This is a genomic window from Pantoea sp. At-9b, from assembly GCF_000175935.2.
GTDB lineage: Bacteria > Pseudomonadota > Gammaproteobacteria > Enterobacterales > Enterobacteriaceae > Pantoea.
The window spans coordinates 29649-47015 of record NC_014841.1 but is presented as its reverse complement, the minus strand read 5'-3'; the positions used below and the strand labels follow the sequence as shown (position 1 = coordinate 47015).

At 52.2% G+C, this 17367-nt stretch carries 16 protein-coding genes; 5 read left to right on the top strand and 11 right to left on the bottom strand.

The features are described 5' to 3' along the window. Positions 1 to 15: 15 nt before the first annotated feature. Both PAT9B_RS27535 and PAT9B_RS27530 read right to left on the bottom strand, forming a co-directional pair. Positions 16 to 681, bottom strand: a complete 666-nt coding sequence (locus tag PAT9B_RS27535; protein ID WP_013512562.1) for an amino acid ABC transporter permease — start codon at positions 679 to 681, stop codon at positions 16 to 18. Between the two features lie 12 nt (positions 682 to 693). Then, positions 694 to 1365: an amino acid ABC transporter permease gene (locus PAT9B_RS27530; protein WP_013512561.1), complete on the bottom strand. Its 672-nt coding sequence runs from the start codon at positions 1363 to 1365 to the stop codon at positions 694 to 696. A gap of 140 nt (positions 1366 to 1505) precedes the next feature. On the opposite strand from PAT9B_RS27530, the gene PAT9B_RS27525 reads away from it, so the two are divergent. After that, positions 1506 to 2900 carry an MmgE/PrpD family protein gene (locus PAT9B_RS27525; protein WP_013512560.1) on the top strand — a complete coding sequence of 465 codons (1395 nt, stop codon included), beginning with the start codon at positions 1506 to 1508 and terminating at the stop codon, positions 2898 to 2900. Between the two features lies 1 nt (position 2901). On the opposite strand, the gene PAT9B_RS27520 is transcribed toward PAT9B_RS27525, so the two are convergent. Further along, positions 2902 to 3687 carry a transporter substrate-binding domain-containing protein gene (locus tag PAT9B_RS27520; RefSeq protein ID WP_223300544.1) on the bottom strand — a complete coding sequence of 262 codons (786 nt, stop codon included), beginning with the start codon at positions 3685 to 3687 and terminating at the stop codon, positions 2902 to 2904. 302 nt (positions 3688 to 3989) lie between these two features. Here PAT9B_RS27520 and PAT9B_RS27515 point away from each other — a divergent pair, with 302 nt between their 5' ends. Next, entirely contained in the window at positions 3990 to 5243 is a 1254-nt protein-coding gene (locus tag PAT9B_RS27515) for an SfnB family sulfur acquisition oxidoreductase (RefSeq protein WP_013512558.1), read from the top strand. A gap of 51 nt (positions 5244 to 5294) precedes the next feature. Here PAT9B_RS27515 and PAT9B_RS27510 read toward each other — a convergent pair whose 3' ends face one another. From PAT9B_RS27510 to PAT9B_RS27490, 5 genes are all read right to left on the bottom strand, one after another. Beyond that, positions 5295 to 6215, bottom strand: coding sequence for an ABC transporter permease (locus tag PAT9B_RS27510; protein WP_150105912.1), 921 nt, complete (start codon positions 6213 to 6215; stop codon positions 5295 to 5297). Between the two features lie 58 nt (positions 6216 to 6273). Continuing rightward, the gene (locus PAT9B_RS27505) at positions 6274 to 7287 is read right to left on the bottom strand and encodes an ABC transporter permease (protein WP_013512556.1); all 1014 of its coding nucleotides are present in this window, start codon (positions 7285 to 7287) and stop codon (positions 6274 to 6276) included. After that, complete coding sequence (locus tag PAT9B_RS27500; protein ID WP_013512555.1) at positions 7284 to 8807, bottom strand: sugar ABC transporter ATP-binding protein; 1524 nt, start codon at positions 8805 to 8807, stop codon at positions 7284 to 7286. Before PAT9B_RS27500 ends, PAT9B_RS27505 begins: the two co-directional genes overlap by 4 nt. Then, positions 8797 to 9783, bottom strand: a complete 987-nt coding sequence (locus tag PAT9B_RS27495; RefSeq protein ID WP_013512554.1) for a sugar ABC transporter substrate-binding protein — start codon at positions 9781 to 9783, stop codon at positions 8797 to 8799. Before PAT9B_RS27495 ends, PAT9B_RS27500 begins: the two co-directional genes overlap by 11 nt. 197 nt (positions 9784 to 9980) lie before the next feature. Continuing rightward, positions 9981 to 10352 carry an EthD domain-containing protein gene (locus PAT9B_RS27490; RefSeq protein ID WP_013512553.1) on the bottom strand — a complete coding sequence of 124 codons (372 nt, stop codon included), beginning with the start codon at positions 10350 to 10352 and terminating at the stop codon, positions 9981 to 9983. Positions 10353 to 10426: 74 nt separating this feature from the next. On the opposite strand from PAT9B_RS27490, the gene PAT9B_RS27485 reads away from it, so the two are divergent. Then, complete coding sequence (locus tag PAT9B_RS27485; protein ID WP_013512552.1) at positions 10427 to 10777, top strand: MerR family transcriptional regulator; 351 nt, start codon at positions 10427 to 10429, stop codon at positions 10775 to 10777. A gap of 961 nt (positions 10778 to 11738) precedes the next feature. On the opposite strand, the gene PAT9B_RS27480 is transcribed toward PAT9B_RS27485, so the two are convergent. Then, positions 11739 to 12056 carry an ASCH domain-containing protein gene (locus tag PAT9B_RS27480; RefSeq protein WP_013512550.1) on the bottom strand — a complete coding sequence of 106 codons (318 nt, stop codon included), beginning with the start codon at positions 12054 to 12056 and terminating at the stop codon, positions 11739 to 11741. A 260-nt stretch (positions 12057 to 12316) separates the two neighbouring features. On the opposite strand from PAT9B_RS27480, the gene PAT9B_RS27475 reads away from it, so the two are divergent. Continuing rightward, entirely contained in the window at positions 12317 to 14356 is a 2040-nt protein-coding gene (locus PAT9B_RS27475; RefSeq protein WP_013512549.1) for an RNA-binding domain-containing protein, read from the top strand. A 136-nt stretch (positions 14357 to 14492) separates the two neighbouring features. Here the strand turns inward: PAT9B_RS27475 and PAT9B_RS27470 are convergent, their stop codons facing one another. Together PAT9B_RS27470 and PAT9B_RS27465 are read right to left on the bottom strand one after the other, a co-directional pair. Beyond that, positions 14493 to 14981: a DinB family protein gene (locus PAT9B_RS27470; protein ID WP_013512548.1), complete on the bottom strand. Its 489-nt coding sequence runs from the start codon at positions 14979 to 14981 to the stop codon at positions 14493 to 14495. Positions 14982 to 15047: 66 nt separating this feature from the next. Continuing rightward, a complete protein-coding gene (locus PAT9B_RS27465; protein ID WP_013512547.1) occupies positions 15048 to 16031 on the bottom strand; it encodes a helix-turn-helix domain-containing protein in 984 nt (327 codons plus the stop codon). Positions 16032 to 16314: 283 nt separating this feature from the next. On the opposite strand from PAT9B_RS27465, the gene PAT9B_RS27460 reads away from it, so the two are divergent. Beyond that, positions 16315 to 17361 carry a phenylacetaldoxime dehydratase family protein gene (locus PAT9B_RS27460; RefSeq protein WP_013512546.1) on the top strand — a complete coding sequence of 349 codons (1047 nt, stop codon included), beginning with the start codon at positions 16315 to 16317 and terminating at the stop codon, positions 17359 to 17361. Positions 17362 to 17367 lie beyond the last annotated feature (6 nt).

The following is a 17367-nucleotide window of genomic DNA, read 5'->3' as shown; positions in this document are numbered from 1 at the left end:
GAGGTCTCTCTTTAATTAGGGCTGGGGGCGATAGTGGCGTTCAAGGCGTGAGGCCAGATAGCTGCCCGGCCAGATCAGGACAAAGTAGAGCAGGGCGACCACGGTCAAAATCTCCACCGGTCGATAATAAGTACTGCTGAGTAGCCTGCCCTGATACATCAATTCATTGACGGTGAGGATTGAAGCCAGCGAAGTCACCTTTGCCAGCTCGATCATGCGGTTGGTGAGCGCCGGTAGCATGCGACGAAACACTTGTGGCAGGATAATGCGACGTAATGCTACTGGCCGTGACATGCCCAGAGCTTTCGCCCCTTCCCACTGACCACGCTCAATGGACTGCAACCCGGCACGGAAAATTTCGCTACTGTAGGCTGCGGTATAGAGTGTCAGAGCCAGGGCTGCGGCACCAAAGGTAGAAAACTGGATACCCACCAATACCGGGAAGGCGTAGTAGAACCAGATCAACTGAATCAGTACCGGTGTATTACGAAAAACCTCGACCACGCTTCGTGTTATCACCATGATCCAGCGACGCGAGTTGGTTCTTGCCATGCCCAAAATCAAACCGATGATTGTGCCGCTAAGCCCTGCCACCAGCCACAGTTCCAGCGTGACACCCAGTCCTTTCAGTAAAACCGGGAAATTCTGCGCGATGATAGAAAAGTCCCATTGGTAGTTCATTGTAAAACCTCCTTAACGCACATCAGAAACAGCGAGACGCTTCTCAATCACCTGGCTGCATTGGCTGATGATTAACAGCAGAGTGAAATACATCACGGCGATCACCGAGTAGACCTCAAGTGGCCGGTAAGTCTGGCTGTTGACTTGCATCGCCTGATACAACAGTTCGCTGTACGCCAACGAAGAGGCAAGGGCGGTTGACTTCAGCAATTCAAAAGAACGTTCAAGGAAAGGGGGGATCATCCGGCGTAAGGCCTGCGGGAAAATAATGCGACGCAGCGCAGTGCTTCGTGGCATACCCAAAGCTTTCGCACCCTCCCACTGCCCTGCACTGATGGATTGGATGCCACCACGATAGACCTCGGCATAAAACGCAGCAGATTGCGCTGACAGCGCAAGAACCGCTGCAGCAAACGGGGAGAGGGTGAGTGGTGATATCACCGGTAAGGCGTAATAAATCCAGAAAAAATGCACGATGGCAGGGGTATTACGATAAAAACCAATTAGCACCATGGCGGGAATACGCAGCGAGCGGAGTGACGAATTTTTCATTATCGCCAGTACCATTCCGGCCAGCATCCCGAAGATGATACTGGTCACACCGATTTGAATCGTTCCCCACAACCCTTCGAGCAACAACATGCGATATGGCCAGATGGCGGCAAAATCCCACTGATATGACATGCGACACAACCCCTAAAAGACGTAATTCAATTTCAGTGCGTTAGAACGGCATCATCTTAGCAGTACGAAAATGTGATAAATAAATAATATAAAATGCCGCTATTATCTCATTTTGCTATATCCATTTGATCGGGAAAGCTATGGTTCACTCCAATTCTCTGACCTGCCAATTAACAACATTCGCCTGCCAGCTGACTCCTGATGCAATCCCTACGGCGCTGAAACGAAAAATTCTGCTGCATTTTATCGATAGCCTGGGATGTGGCGTGGCTGCCCGGGAAGATCGCGTGTTACAGATGAGTGCCAGGATGGCGCGTTCACAGTATGCAGCGGGTAACAGCATCACGCTGGATGGTGGCACACCGCTCGCCTCTACAGGTGCCGCCTTTCTTAATGCTGTCGCTATCAATGCGTTGGATTACGATGACGGCTTTGAAGTGGCGGGGAGGGGAATGGGGCATCCGGGAGCAACATTGGTGGCGGGCGCGTTGGCGGCAATCGGTTCCCGCCAGGTCAGTGGTGCGGCCTTTGTTACTGCTCTGGTGGCAGCCTGGGAGATCAATGGTCGGGTGATTCTTTCACAACAACCCAGTCCGGAACGTTTTCGCCAGGTATACGGTGTCTGCCAGCATGAATCATTGGGGGCTGCGGTGGCATACGGTCTGCTGAACGGCTGTGATGCGAGGGAACTGGAAAATTGTCTCGGGCTGGCAGCGTCACTGACGCCATTGCCGTCATTGCACAAATACAACTGGCAGCAGCGACCGCTGGTCTCCCTGAAAGACTATAACGCGCCTGCCGCTGAAGCAGGGGTGCGTGCGGTTGAAATGCATCTGGCAGGTATCATCGGTCCGCACGATGTCCTGGCAGGGGAGCAGGGATTCTGGCGGATGATGGGGTCAGATCAGTTCCATCCTGACGTGTTAATCGATAATCTTGGGTCGGTCTGGCAGCTACAACATGCCAGCATTAAAACGTATCCGACCTGCCGCTGGATGCATACCGCACTGCAATCGTTCGAGGAGGTGTTGATTACACTCCCCGACCCGGAAAAAATCCAGCGTGTGCGAGTTTATGCCAGTCAGCTGCTGGCAAACTTGTTTACCGATACCCGGCCACAGTGTAGTACCGATGCGCAATTCAGCTTGCCGTTGGCTATCGCCTGCCTGGTCTTCCGGGTACCTCGCCATCTGTGGAGCAGCGATGCAGTGCGAACTTCCGACGATATTCTCCATTTTGCGGAGCGAGTGGAGGTACTGGCGGAAACGCATTTTGATCAACTGATGCAGCGACACCGTCGCCCGGCGGCGCGCGTAGAGGTGGTGATGCAGGATACGGTGCTGATGGGTAAAACTATTGATTACCCGGCAGGCACGCAAGAAAACCCACTGTCAGAACAGCAGATTGTGGATAAGTTCATCGCAAACCTGTCAGCGCTGATGCTGCCAGAGCATGCACGGATATTTGCTCAGCAGTTGCTCGATATGGAACGCTGCGAGGATATCGGGGCCATGCTTGCCCCGATACTGGGTTAGGTTATTGCCACTCTTCTTTAATGACGGAAGGGACTTTACTGATATCCACACCACGTAATTTCAGTGCGTCCTCGTAAAACTGCTTGCTCTGACCGGATTTGTAGATTTTAACGAATTCCTCATTCAGGAAATTGCGGAAACGCGGGTCGCTCTCTTTCCGTAATGCGCCACCGGTGCTGATGGCAATAATGGGTTTCGGCAGGATCAGATTGCCCTTATGCACTTTGGCCTGCTGTAATGCCAATGCCGGATGGACATAGGAGAGCGCATCAACGCGTCCGGCGTAGAAAGCGGCGACACCTTCATCCATATTGGTGAAACGCACCAACTGTGCTTTTGGGAGCTTTTTGGTCAGAATGAGGTCTGGGCTGCTGCCCAGCGTTACACCAATTTTGATGTCAGGACGGTTGAGATCTTCCCAGTTTGTCGCGGGAATGCCATCGCGGATCAACACCCCCTGAGCGTACCAGAGAAACGGTTGATCGGAGAAATCAGCCGCTTTACGCCGTTCATCAGTGGGATCGAGCACCAGCATGGTATCAATTTGCCCTGCCTGTATTGCCGCCACGGCGTTACCCCAGGTGGTCTCAACCGGCACCAGTTTTACCCCAAGATCTTTCGCCAGCACTTTACCCACGTTATAGCCTATGCCGTTCCACTCGCCGGTCGAAGGATCTTTAAAATACCAGGGTTCCCCCTGGGCGACACCGATACGCAGCTCACCGGTTTGCTTGATATGGTCCCAGGTGGATTCTTCCGCATGGCTGAAAAGGGGAGCGGCCGCCATAAGTAAAGGCAGTACGAAGTGATGCAGTTTGAATGTCATGTGATGGCCCTGATAAGAAAAGAAAGAAAAGTGAAATGCAATTCAGGCATCAAAATAGCGAAGTTTTATATAACTGTAATAGAGTTAATAATATTATCTAATTCCATATGGTTATTAATGTGTGGAATAAGAACATACGTAGCCGGCAGAATAACTCCCTGTGTTAAAACACATTTCTCTCTTTGTATAGCCGCAATTGAGATATGGCCCCGCTGGGACGCGTGCGAAGATATCGTTCCACACCTCGACCCGCTGGAGTCACCATGTCACTTAATGAAATCCCTGACTTAAAGGTTAATTCGCAGCAGGCTGAAGCGCCGGTGCCGTTGCCCGTCGAGCCTGCTCATGTGATCCGCGATGATGCGGAAGCGATTGCCATTGCCCATCGACTCGCAGAAGAGTTCGCCCGGGAAGCTGCACGGCGCGACCGCGAAGGGATTTTGCCGCTCAAAGAGCTGAATGCTTTCTCCCAAAGCGGTCTGTGGGGGATGGCGATCCCGAAAAAATGGGGTGGCGCGGGCGTCTCATGGACGACGGTGGCGAAAGTGATTGCGATTATCTCTGCCGCAGATTCTGCCTTGGGACAATTACCGCAAAACCATCTGGCAGGAGTGGCGCATCTGATTGAAGACGGGACGGATGCGCAGCAGCACACGCTGCTGGCTGAGGTGCTGGCCGGATTACGTTGGGGCAACGCCTTTTCCGAGAAAAACTCACGTACCGTTGCCGATTTCCAGACGCGCTTTCAGCGCGCAGGTGATGAGGTCGTCATCAATGGCGAAAAATTTTATGCGACTGGCGCGCTGCTGGCCCATCGCATCCATGTGGTTGCCGTGGATGATGAAGGACGAGCACACCTGATTGTGTTGGATCGCAACAGCCCCGGGCTGACCATTATCAACAACTGGTCGAGCTTCGGCCAACGGACCACGGCCTCAGGTACCGTGCGACTGGAGAATGTGCGTGCGCCATTGTCGCGAGTGATCCCGGTTTTTAAAGCCTTCGAACGCCCGACCGCCGCCGGACCGATTTCTCAGATTATTCAGGCAGCGGTGGATGTCGGTATCGCGCGCGGTACTATCGAAGACACCCTGCGCTTTGTGCGGGAACGTTCCCGCCCGTGGATTGACAGTGGGCAGGCACGCGCGTCCGACGATCATTTCACGTTAGCGGCCGTGGGGGATTTAAAAATCCGGTTGCATGCCGCCGAAGCGTTGTTGTGGCGTGCCGGTGAAGAAATTGACCGGGCGTTGCTGCAACCCGATGAACCGACGGTCGCTGCCGCTACGGTGGCAACCGCGGAGGCCAAAGTGCTGACAACCGAAATTGCCATCCTCGCCGGAAACAAACTGTTTGAGCTGGCCGGCACCCGTTCAACATTGCAGGAGTTTAACCTCGACCGGCATTGGCGCAATGCTCGCACCCATACGTTGCACGATCCGGTACGCTGGAAATACTACCATGTCGGGAATTATTACCTGAACGGTACACCGCCACCGCGTCATGCGTGGAGTTAAGCCGAGGAGGGGAGGGCGGCTGCGCGATCTGCCGCCCTGTTTGCCGGGATATCAGAGATGACGTCTGACGCGTAATGCGCCGACCGCCAACACCACGAAGATCAAGCCGCCGGTAGCGACCTGCTGCCAGTAAAAATTCCAGCCGATCAACAATAATCCGTTGGCAATGAAACTGAGCAACAATACGCCCAACAAGGTACCCGGCACATTGGGACGTCGTGATGGTGCAAAGGTAGCACCGATAAAGCTGGCCCCGATCGCGTTCAGCAGATAGGCATTACCCGAGAGTGGGACCCAAGCTTTGACGTTAGCCGCAAGGATTACACCGACGATACCGGCAATCAATGCGCTGAGGATTAACGCCAGCGCCGTCAGGTGTTTGACCGGCACCCCCGAATGCAGTGCCACGCTGACCTGTTCCCCCATCACGCTCAGCGACCGTCCGGTCGCACTGCGATGCACTAACTGCCAGAGCGCGAGTGCCACCAGCAGCAGTAGCCACAGTGGAATCGGGATGCCCAGCAGCGTACCGTGGCCGATCGCCGAAAAGCCGTCGGGTAATGTCTGACTCAGCAGATATACCGGTTGCCCACCGTTGGATGATAATTGCTGTACGCTCTGACCAATAAACAATGTGCCAAGTGTGGCAAGAAACGGCTCCACACCGAGCCACGTTACCAAAAAGGCATTAAATACGCCGACCAGCAGAGCCGCCAACAACGCGGTGATCAACGCCAGCGGCAGGCTGACGTGATGCAGTACCAGTGTTACCAGCACCAGGCAGGCTATATCAATGGCCGTGCCCACTGAAAGATCGATCGCACCTATCCGCGTCACCAGCGTCATCGCCAGCGCGACAATCGCCAGCGGGGCGACATTATTCAGCAGCACGCTGCGAATATTTGAGGCTGTGGCAAAACCCGGCGCGTTAATGATAAAAAACAGCAGCAGAACGGTGAATGTAAATACCATTGCGACACGTAGCAGTCCGGCTGGCCGCAAAGCCTTCGTTCTGCGGGTAAAGGTTAATTCAGACACCTTGAGTACTCCTTAGCTGACGGCGACGCAGCAACGCGGTCAGTGCCACCACCAATAAAATCAGCGCGCCTTCAACCCCATTGATCCAGTAGCTGGAGACGTTGATCAGCTGGAAACCATTGGCGATCAGGCTGAGAAACAACGCGCTGATCAGTGCACCACCGAGGGTCGGGACCAGGCGTCGCGAGAACACCACCCCTAAAAGAGCGGCAGCGATCACCATCAGCAGATTGTCGTTGGCTCCGGGAGAGCTGCCACTCAGCAGCGACACTGAAGCGATAGCAGCAAATGCTGCACTGACACCGCATAACACGTAACTCAGCGCCCGATAGCGTTTGACGCTAATGCCTGCGGCGTTGGCGGCCTGTGGATGACTGCCGACTGCCTGCAAACGTAGGCCGAAGGCGGTGAAACGGCACAAGGCGATGGCAGCACATGCCAGACACAGGAAAGACCAGCCCAACCAGGAAACCCCAAGCGGGCCATTGGCGAGCAGGAGGTTTTGCCAATCGCTGCTGGCCGGGACAGATGCATTACCGGTCAACACCATTTCCAGTCCGATGGCGATATTCATGCTGGTTAGTGTGGCCAGCAGCGGCAGAATTCCCAGCCAGACAATGGCCAGGGCGTTAAACAGACCCATTGCTGCACCGGTGAACAGCGTCAGCAGCAGCGCCTGTGGAATAGCGTGTCCGGCATTTAGCTGGCTGGCGAGCACTGCCGCACATAAGCCGAGATTGGCGGCAATCGACAGGTCAATACCGCCGGTAATGCCTTGCAGGCCGCCGCCACTCAGTACCAGGGTCAAGCCCAGTGCCAGGGTGCCGACTACCGCCGTCTGCTGCGAGACATTGCCGAGGTTAATCACTGTCAGGAATATCGGTGAAAGCCAGGCAAATACCGCCAGTACCAACAGAATCAGCAGCAGAGAAATGTGTTGTAGCCACTGCTGTCCGTTTGGTTTGCGCGGATGTTCTATCGGCGCGGCTTGAGTGACGTCAGTCATATTACCTTCTCCGTCAGCGGTCCTGTGCCTGAAGCCCAGGAGAGAATTTCCTGATGGCTGGTTTGCTGTGCCGCCAGCGTGACAACCTGATCGCCGCGCGCCAGTACAATGATGCGGTCGGCCAGGGTTTGCAGTTCCAGCAAGTCAGTCGAAAACACCAGAATCAAGGCTCCTTCATCGGCTAATCGTTGTAGCGTGTGGTAAATCGCGGCTTTGGCGGCGATATCGACCCCGACGGTGGGTTCATCCAACAGATACAGTCGCGCTCCGGTATTGAGCCATTTTGCCAACACGGTTTTTTGCTGGTTGCCGCCAGAGAGCTGACGCACCGGGGCCAGTTGTCCGGGAGAGCGTATTGCCAGCTGCTCGATGTTTTTCGCCACCAGCTTACTTTCTGCCTGGCGTGAGACACCGCCCCAGCGCAACAGCCGCCGTACCGTGGTCAGGGTGATGTTCTCGCGCAGGCTGGTGTCGAGCGCGATACCATTGGCGCGACGGTCCTCCGGCACAAAAGCGATACCGCGTTTTACTGCCGCATGCGGCGAGGAGGGGATGCCCGTGTTCTCACCCAATCTGACATGGCCACTGACGCCCGTTTCCAGCCCAAACAATGCGCGGATTAACGCCTTACCCCCTGAACCTAACAACCCGGTAATCCCGATGATTTCGCCCTGTCGTCCGTGGAAGCTAACGTTACGAAAGCGGCCAGCCGCGCTGAGTTTTTCTACCTCAAGTACCCGATCGCCGGGACGGCGTAAGGTTCGCGGCACAATATCATGGCGTTCATCACCGACCATGGCCCGGATAAGCGCGGTGGGATGAAGGTGAGGCGCAGTGAAGTGCGCCACATCTTTACCATCGCGCAGTACCGTGACGTGCTGGCAAAGCGCCTGAATTTCATCGAGATAATGCGAAACATAAATCAACGCAATCCCTTGCTGACGCAGGTGTTCAATGACGCGGAACAACGCCTGCACTTCGTGACGTGCCAGTGCCGCCGTGGGCTCATCCAGCACCATCACGCGTGGCGAGCTGCGCAACACACGGCAGATTTGTACCAATTGCTGCTCCGCCACGCTCAGTGTGGCGATCAGCGCCTGAGGATTGAGCTGCAAACCAAAATGCTGTTGCAGCAATTGTTCTGCCTGTTGCCGCATCTTTCGGCGTTGCAGAAAGGGCGTACCGGCCACGCGTGGCTCATCACCGAGCAGCAGTGCTTCGGCGACGGTCAACGTACCCGCCAGCAAGCGTTCCTGATGCACGATGGCGATGCCGCGCTTGAGCGCCTGCGCCGGGCTGGATAATGCCAACGGCTTGCCATCCAGCTCGATGCTGCCATGATCGGCAGCATGTATACCGCCCAGCACTTTGGTCAGCGTCGATTTCCCCGCGCCGTTGTGCCCAATCAGCCCGTGAACTTCACCGGCGTTGACGCTGAGCGAAACCGACTGCAATGCCGGGATGCCATTAAAGGCTTTGCTGATGTTGTGCAGTTGCAAGCGCGGAGGGTTATTTCCCATCCGTCTGGCCCAGCGTTTTCTGCGCTTCGGCAGCGTTTGTTTTGGTGACCAGGATCGCCGGTACATACGTGGCCGGAGGCAAGGTGCGATCGCCTGCCAGGTATTTCGCCACATTCTGTACGGCGGTCTGACCAATCAGATAGGGTTGCTGCGCCACTACGGCTGCCGCGCTGGATTTAGGATCTTTCACCAGCGACACCACATCCGGGCTGCCATCTACCGCGTAGGTTTTAATTTCACTGCGCCCTGCGGCATCTACCGCCTGAGTGGCACCGATTTGTGGTACATCCCATGCCGCCCAAATTGCCTGTACCGATCCTTTAGGATATTTATTCAGCAGCTGGCTGATTTGCGCGTAGGCATCCTGTACGGTGTTGGGAATGACATCACGCAGTTCCGGTTGGATGATTTTAATTTTTGGATACCACTTCAATACTGCTTTTAATTGGTCATAGCGCATTGCCACGACAGGCACCCCATAGAAGCCATTAAAAACCAGAATATTGCCTTCGCCACGCAGGTCATTCACCAGCTTCAACGCCAGTTGTTCGCCAATATAAAAATTATCGGAGGTGGTGACATTAATACTCGACGGACTGGCGGTATCGACAGTAAATAACGGAATACCGGCATCGCGAATTTTTTTCAGCCAGGGTTCCAGCACGGATGCGGTGCCCAGGGTTTCGATAATCGCATCCGGTTTCTGTGCAATCAGGGTCTGAATCTGCGCGATTTGCTGTGCATCCTTACGCCCGCCATCCAGCGCGATAGGCGTGCCACCAAGGCGTTTCACCTCGTCGATCTGCCCCTGATAGGCTTTCAGATCCCAGTAATGTTCTGTACCAGCAACGGTGATGCCGATGCGTTTGCCCGCCAGTGACGGGATTGGCGCATCAGCGGCTTGCGCGATAAAGGAATGGCTGAATAACAGCGATGCAGAGGTCAATAACAAGCTTGCCAGGCGGAGCTTTTTCATTCTGAATATCCCTGGAAAAAATAAGATAAATAATGGTGTGTTACGTCAGCTGGATGCTGCGTAGAATAAAAATTATCACAGCCATTATTTATCCCTAATGCTATTTTTATCTTAGGCTATTCAGTTACTGGCGAAGAGTGTCTTATTTTTAAATCAGCATTAATTAAGAACAATATTGTCGTTACTTAACACCGGCGTTATAGAATCTCACGTTCCTCTCCGTACCACAGCTGAGAACGTGACAGGTCAACAAAACGTCGCTCATCTTCAATCAGTTCCTTAAGCGCGGCCAGTCCCTGTTCGGTTGTGCGGGCAGCGAGATGAGCAGCAAGATCATCCCACCAGAGTTCGGCACATCCGTCGAAATCTACCGGATCTGAAGCTCGCCCCTGTTGCAGTGCCTGCTGCGCCTCGGGATTGGGCAGTGGTGCGGTCTGAATATAGCGGCGAATACCAAGGACCTCCGCATGCTTACGAACCAGCGGGGCATGGTGATTCTGCCAGTGGTCATCAAACGCTTCACGCGAGAGAGTGGGCAATCGTTTCACACTCATTATCAGTTTTAACATGTCAGACTCCATCGATTGTGATTGAATGCAGCCAATGCTAAACGATGACATCACTGTCAGGGTCAAGGGCCAAAATGAAGATCGGTGAATTTTCGCGCGTGACCGGCGTCAGCGCCCGCATGTTGCGTTACTACGAACAGGAAGGCTTAATCCACCCGGCGCGGGAACCCTCGGGTTATCGAAATTATTCTGCGGAGGAGGCTAACAGGGTCAAAAGTATGGTGTTGCTTAACAGGGCAGGGCTTCCCCTCAGCGTGATTCGCGATGTTATCTCTTGTGTCCCGCAGATCGCCCCCGCCACGCCGCTGTGTGATGTTTTGCAGGCAAAAATCAGACAGCATATGGCGCAAATTGATCAGCAACTTGATGTGCTGACCGACAGTCGGCAGCGGCTGGCTGGGCTACTGCGCGAGGGTGGTCAGTAAATAACCGTCACACCCGCGAGCGTCGTCACAAGCGTGCCGGTCAATTTTATCCACAGGGTTTGGCGTCAGATATGCACCGTGATTGTGGACAACTTTGAAATATATAGGGATAACAGAGATGCAAAGGTTAATCATCCGGAAAGAACGGACTCAATCATGATGATGCTTTCGTCTTCCAGGAATTTGAGGTTGTTGAGCTGATTAATCGTCCAGTGTGATGAGGTGGCTCACTACCATCATGGAAGCGAACGGGCTATTTTCGAGATTGATCACAAATATTAGAAAATAGTAAAACGAATAATCCTCAACATTGTTTTTACTATCTTGAATTAGTTGGTCTATTAATTTGAATGATATACATTTTCTTTTAAAATGAGGTGGATGTGTATGTGTTATATGGCTTGTGAGGGTGCTTTTATGACATGTTTTTTGATAACGATATTTTAAATAGATCTGTTATCATCAAGGTTTTCAGTGTTTATCTCTTGTTATAATGTTTGAATTTCTTATTTTATGGGGTGTCGTTTAATTTCCTGAAACAGATATCAACAAGGAGATTAAATGGAAATGGTATTCAGTTTGGGTTGGGTTTATTTAAAATCAATGTGTTGCATCACTACCAGTATCGCTGGCGAAAGGACGGTTTTATGAAGGGATTCGGATCGGGTACACGTAATCGTCGTTTTATGATTTTTTTATTGTGGATGCCTACGGTATCTCCTCTTTCGAATGCAGTCGGGCCATGTAGCCCAATGAATACACATGGTCTGCTGGGGGTAATATCCTGGATTTTCATGCTCATTGGTGCTTACGCGTTTTATTCCGGTTTATTTCGATTTTACGACTGGTTTAACGGTAAATAGCTTAAAAAACTTCTCGGTATTCACCGGGAAGCGTTTGTTCATTACCTTCATATTTATAAAATTAATTCCGATGATAGCGGAAGGAGAGGGTGAATGGTTCAATCTGATGCTGGTGGAAGGTGGTGGATTATCTCCACCATAGAGTCCATATCAATCCCCGGATAATGCTCACGCATACCGGCCAACAACACATCGTCTGGCCACTCTTTTGATTTGCCAAGATGGTGTGCCACGGCAGAAAGCGGCATGGTCTCCACATTTGTCACCCAGACAATAAGCATATCTGCGGCATCCTCCGCATTAACATACAACATCGGGCCGGGCGAGATTTTACGTTCCTGCCAGCGAATGGTATGAAGTTTCTTCCCGGAGCGCACCTCAGGGAGCAGCCGTGCAACAATTTCAAGACTCTGCATTATTATAGTGCTCCCTTCAGCGAGCAGTGGTTCTGGACAATCTATCAGCCAGTTACCACGTTTGTGTTAGCCCGGAATATCATGTCGACCATGTAATGTGATTCATCAAACTTAGCATCAAATGGTGTTTACGTTCGTCATCAGACTTATTAAGCACTTTTCCTGCTCAGTGTTTATTGTCCCGTATTGCAGATGATGTATCGAGATACGAACGAATAAAGTATGATGAAGCAGGATGTTTTCCGGCCAGAGGATACGGTATGCCATTGCTAATTCAGGATATTATTGATCTACAAACTCTTGTTGAGTCAGAACAGGTTGAGTTCAAACTGGCTGGTGGTAAGGATGGTAAAGGGGAGCTTCCGAAGGATTTCTGGCCGACATATTCTGCAATGGCAAATGGGAGAGGCGGCTGGGTCATACTGGGAGTGAAAGAGGAGTCCGGAAACTTCACTCCGGTTGGTGTAGTTGATCCCAACAAGATAAAAACAGATTTATTCAATCAACTGAACGATCGAGACCGTATCAGTGTGAATGTTATTCAGTCAGAAAAAGATGTTCAGCTTATTTGTTTGCAAGGAAAGGATGTGTTGGCAATTCATATTCCGCCAGCCATGCGTAAGCAAAAACCAGTTCATCTTAAAAAATCCCCGTTTGGTCATACTTATCAGCGTTTGCATGAGGGAGACCGGATTTGTGATGACATGACCGTCAAACGAATGCTTGCTGAGCAGATTCACGATAGTCGTGATAATGAAGTTCTTTCAGAGCACTATCTCTTTGAAGAAGATATCGAACTCGATAGCCTGAAAGTCTATCGCAACCTACTCTCAGCCAATAATCCGCAGCACCCTTACCTTGCCTGCGAACCTTTTGAACTACTGAAAATGGTAGGTGGATGGCGTAAAGATCGAGAAACCGGTAGGGAGGGGATTACCCTTGCGGGGATTTTGATGTTTGGTAAGTGGGAAGCGATTATTGCCGCATCACCTAACTATATGGTGGATTATCAGGAACGACCCGAAGCTAAAACTGAGTTACGTTGGGTTGACAGAGTAACCCCTGATGGTACATGGTCCGGAAATATCTTTGATTTTTATAGAAAAGTATATCAAAAACTGGTTTCTGATCTGAAAGTACCTTTTAGTCTGGAAGGTGGTCAGCGCAAAACGGATACGCCAGTACACATTGCTTTGAGAGAGGCATTAGTTAATACGCTGGTACACGCCGATTTTTCAGATCGGGTATCTATTCTCGTCGTTAAACGGCCCGATATGTTTGGTTTCCGTAATCCTGGGCTGATGCGTCTTCCTTTGGAAGATGTGATAGCCGGTGGTACGAGTGATTGCCGTAATCGTTTATTGCATCAGATGTTTTTGCTCATTGGCTTAGGAGAAAAGGCTGGCTCAGGGATGCCTAAGATTTTCAGTGGCTGGAAATCGGCTAACTGGCGTATTCCCAAGTTATGGGAAAAAACGGTACCGGCACAGACTCTTCTCGAACTTTCGACAGCGAGCCTAATCCCACAACATATCCTGGATGAATTACATCTGAAGTTTGGTGAGAATTTCGACCAACTCGATGACTTTGAACAAGTTATTATAGCCACAGCGGCTATTGAAGGTTGGGTTAACCATGAGCGTGCTTGCCAGCTCACAATCAAACATCCTCGTGAAGTAACATTGACGCTTCCCCGACTGGAAAGTAAAGGCTTCCTTACCGCAGGTGGAGAGCAGAAAAGCAAACATTACACTCTACCGGGCGTTTCCGTTGTGACACCGGATGAGGTCTTCTCACTGGGGTCTATTAATGTGTCAAGTAACTCCACACCTAACGATGAGGACTCCACATATAGCGGGCGGAGGTTCACACATAGTGAAACTGGCCCAACACATAACGCAGCACAATCAGGTGGCAGAACGACAGGTCTGAATAAAAAAACAAATATAAATCAGTCTATAAGTCGAGATGATCACGGGCGTATCATAAGTCGATTTATCGGCTTGCCATATATCGACTCCGTGGAACATTTAACTGAGGCTTTTCGGGATACTCTGTTTGCTCAAGCCGCTATACCGCGCGAGAAGTTGCGGCTTGGCGATAAAGAATTAATGAAGGATGTAATCCTGAAAGTATGCGCAGGGCATTTTATTTCTGTTTCTGCCCTTGGTGAAATACTTAATCGTAATCCTAACGCGTTGCGCCAGCAGTATTTAAAGCAACTGGTTGAGCAGGGAGAACTAAAATTGGCATTTCCACAGTTTAAAAATGATCCAAAGCAGGGATATAGTGCGGTTTGAAGAAAGTTGCAGGTGATGAAACGGATTAAGCCGAGTCATCCTCCACAAAATCGATCTGAATACCCGGAACGCACATCAGGGAGCAGCCGTGAAACGATTTCAAGACTCTGCATTATCATGACTCTCCCTTCAGCGATCAGTGATTATGGTCCCGCAGAAATACCGTCATCACATCTTTTGGCGGGACACCGCCGCACTCTGATATCAGCCAACCCACCGCACCACGATGATAGGTTCCGTGGAAAAGGACATGGTTGATCATATCGATGGCTTTCATTTCTCCGTCACCACCGTCCACAAACCGGAACCTAATGGTCTCGGCAAAATCCGCCTCGTTCATGGCACCGATATGTTCAATATACCAGTCAGTGCCCGCATTCATCCGTGCTGCCAGCTCATCGCAGGAGGGGGTTTCAGGCGTATTCAGTGCGGTATAGCCGTGTGACTGACCGCTGATATTGGCCCGGAAGATCATATCGACCACGTAGATGTGGTTCATCAACCTTAGCATCAGATGGCGTTTTTGGCTGTCAGCCGAGGCGTCAAGCGCGTTGATTGCCGCAAGGGTCGCGGCATCAGCCCATTTTTTATACTGCAATAACGTAACGACCGTGTTTCTGTCCATGACCTTCCCTTCGTACCTGTTGAGGGAAGTGTTATATCTGACAATGATGCTCAGGAAAACAATTCATTACTCATCGCATGGGTTTGACCGCTGGCTACCCTGACGGTGTTGCTTCATCACGGAATGTGGGGTAACGCCAAACGCTTTGCGAAACGCATGGCTGAAATGGGAGAAGTCAGAAAAGCCGTAGTCCATCGCTGCCTGCGAGACACTGGCAACCCGCCCCTGCACCAGCGCCTCACGACTGGCTTCCAGACGTTCCTGCCAGATAATCGCCACCGGTGTTTTCTGATGTCGGGCAAACGCGCGTGTCACGGTGCGCACCGACACATGGTGGGCGAGGGCGATGCTCTCCAGATTCAGTGCTGGATCGGTGAGATGTCTGCGGATGTAATTTCTGATCCTGGCGTACAAATCACGCTCAACGTGTTCTTTCTCGGGTGTTTGTAATTCCAGGCTCAACACCAGCAGATCGAGCAGCGTTTGTGAGAAACGCCCGGCCAGTTGAGGATGGCTAAACAGCTCTGGGGATTGCACCGCCTGATAGATCATCTCGCGCAACGGAATGATGCCGGGACGTGATTCATCCAGCACGGTGGCGGTCATCGATTCCGCACCTGGCAGTTTGCCGCACAGCAAATGCCTGGGGATACGAATCAAGTGATTGTTATACCCACCAATACTAAAACGGAAAGTTTGCGCGGCATCGTACAGCACCAAATTGGTTGAGGTGAGGTTCGCTTTTCTTCCCCCCTGTTCCAGTTGACCATAGCCGCCCTGAAAGCAACCCAGCCATAAATCATCCTCTGGCCCGGTGCGCAGGTGTTTTGCTTTGCGTTCCCAGTAGTGGGTACTGGCACTGAGGGTGCAAATATCGACCAGCCCGACCTCGCGTACCCCCAGTTCGCCGTCAAAAGTCCCTGACAGTGGTTTGCCATCCGAAGGGATGCAATGGCGCAGAATCACATCATTCCAGTACTCAAAGCGCTGGGGTTCCGCGACTTGTGCGGTGGAATAGCGGACATTACCAGGAGCCAATGTGCTGTTCACTCTCTCACCTCAACGTGGCAATTAATTGTCGGATCTCATCATTTCTGACTGAAAGCAATAATTGCGCCATTGTCAGCGGCGTGCTGTGAGATCAGTGAGTTACTGCCAGTGAAAAGTGGAAAGTGCGCCAGTTCAGGGCAATCCTGCACCATTTCAGTTCTCCCTTCCGCCGTTTTTTCCCCTTGTCCGGCCCAGCCAGGCAGTTGTCCGCCACAGCCAGGTGAGTTGTGAATTTCTCCTTAATATCGGGGGTGATTTTTCTTCACAACACCAGGGAGTCATTATGGAATCTGCCATCGATACGCATCTCAAATGTCCCCGCACGCTGTCCCGTCGGGTGCACGACGATTATCAACCGCCTTTCCCGATGTTCGCCGGACGGGCCGACGCCAGCCTGACTCAGGTGGTTATGGCTTATCTGGGCGTGCAGTTTCGCGAAGAACAACGTGCAGCCGCGATCACGGCCATGCAGCACATTGTTCGCAGCTTCAGTCTGGACAACGGCCCAGGCAATCATGACGTGACCTTCCACACCGATAATCAGGGGTTCGGCAACTTCATCGTTGTCGGCTACTGGCGCGATCCTGCTGCGTATTGCCGTTGGCTGCATCAGCCAGCCATTACCGGCTGGTGGTCATCCGATGACCGTTTGCGCGATGGATTGGGGTATTTCCGGGAAATCATTGCTCCGCGTGCTGAGCAATTCGAAACACTTTACGCCTTTAAAGAGGCGTTACCTGGCGTTGGTGCAGTGATGGATAACCTCAGTGGGGAAATCCAGGAGCATGGCTACTGGGGTTCCGTTCGCGACCGTATTCCGGCGTCGCAAACGGACTGGCTACAACCTGATGGTGAGCTGCGCATTATTTCTGGCGATCCTGCCGCCGGAGGCCGGGTGGTGGTGCAGGGCCATGACAACATCACCCTTATCCGTTCCGGCCAGGACTGGATGGACGCGGATGAACAGGAACGTGCGCTGTATTTCACGGAAATGCTGCCGCCGCTGCAAGCCGGCATGGATTTCCTGCGCGATGAAGGGCAGACGCTCGGTTGTTACAGCAACCGTTTTGTGCGCAACGTGGATATCGACGGCAACGTATTGGATATCGCCTACGATATTGGTTTCTGGCGCTCGCTGGATCGGCTTGAGCGCTGGGCGGAATCGCATCCTACCCATCTACGCATCTTTACCACCTTCTTTCGGGTGGTGGCCGGACTGCAAAAACTCCGGCTCTATCACGAAGTGTCGGTCTCCGATGCACGCTTTCAGACGTTCGAATACATCAACTGCCATCCCCAGACCGGGATGCTGCGAGATGCCGTGCGCTGACCACTG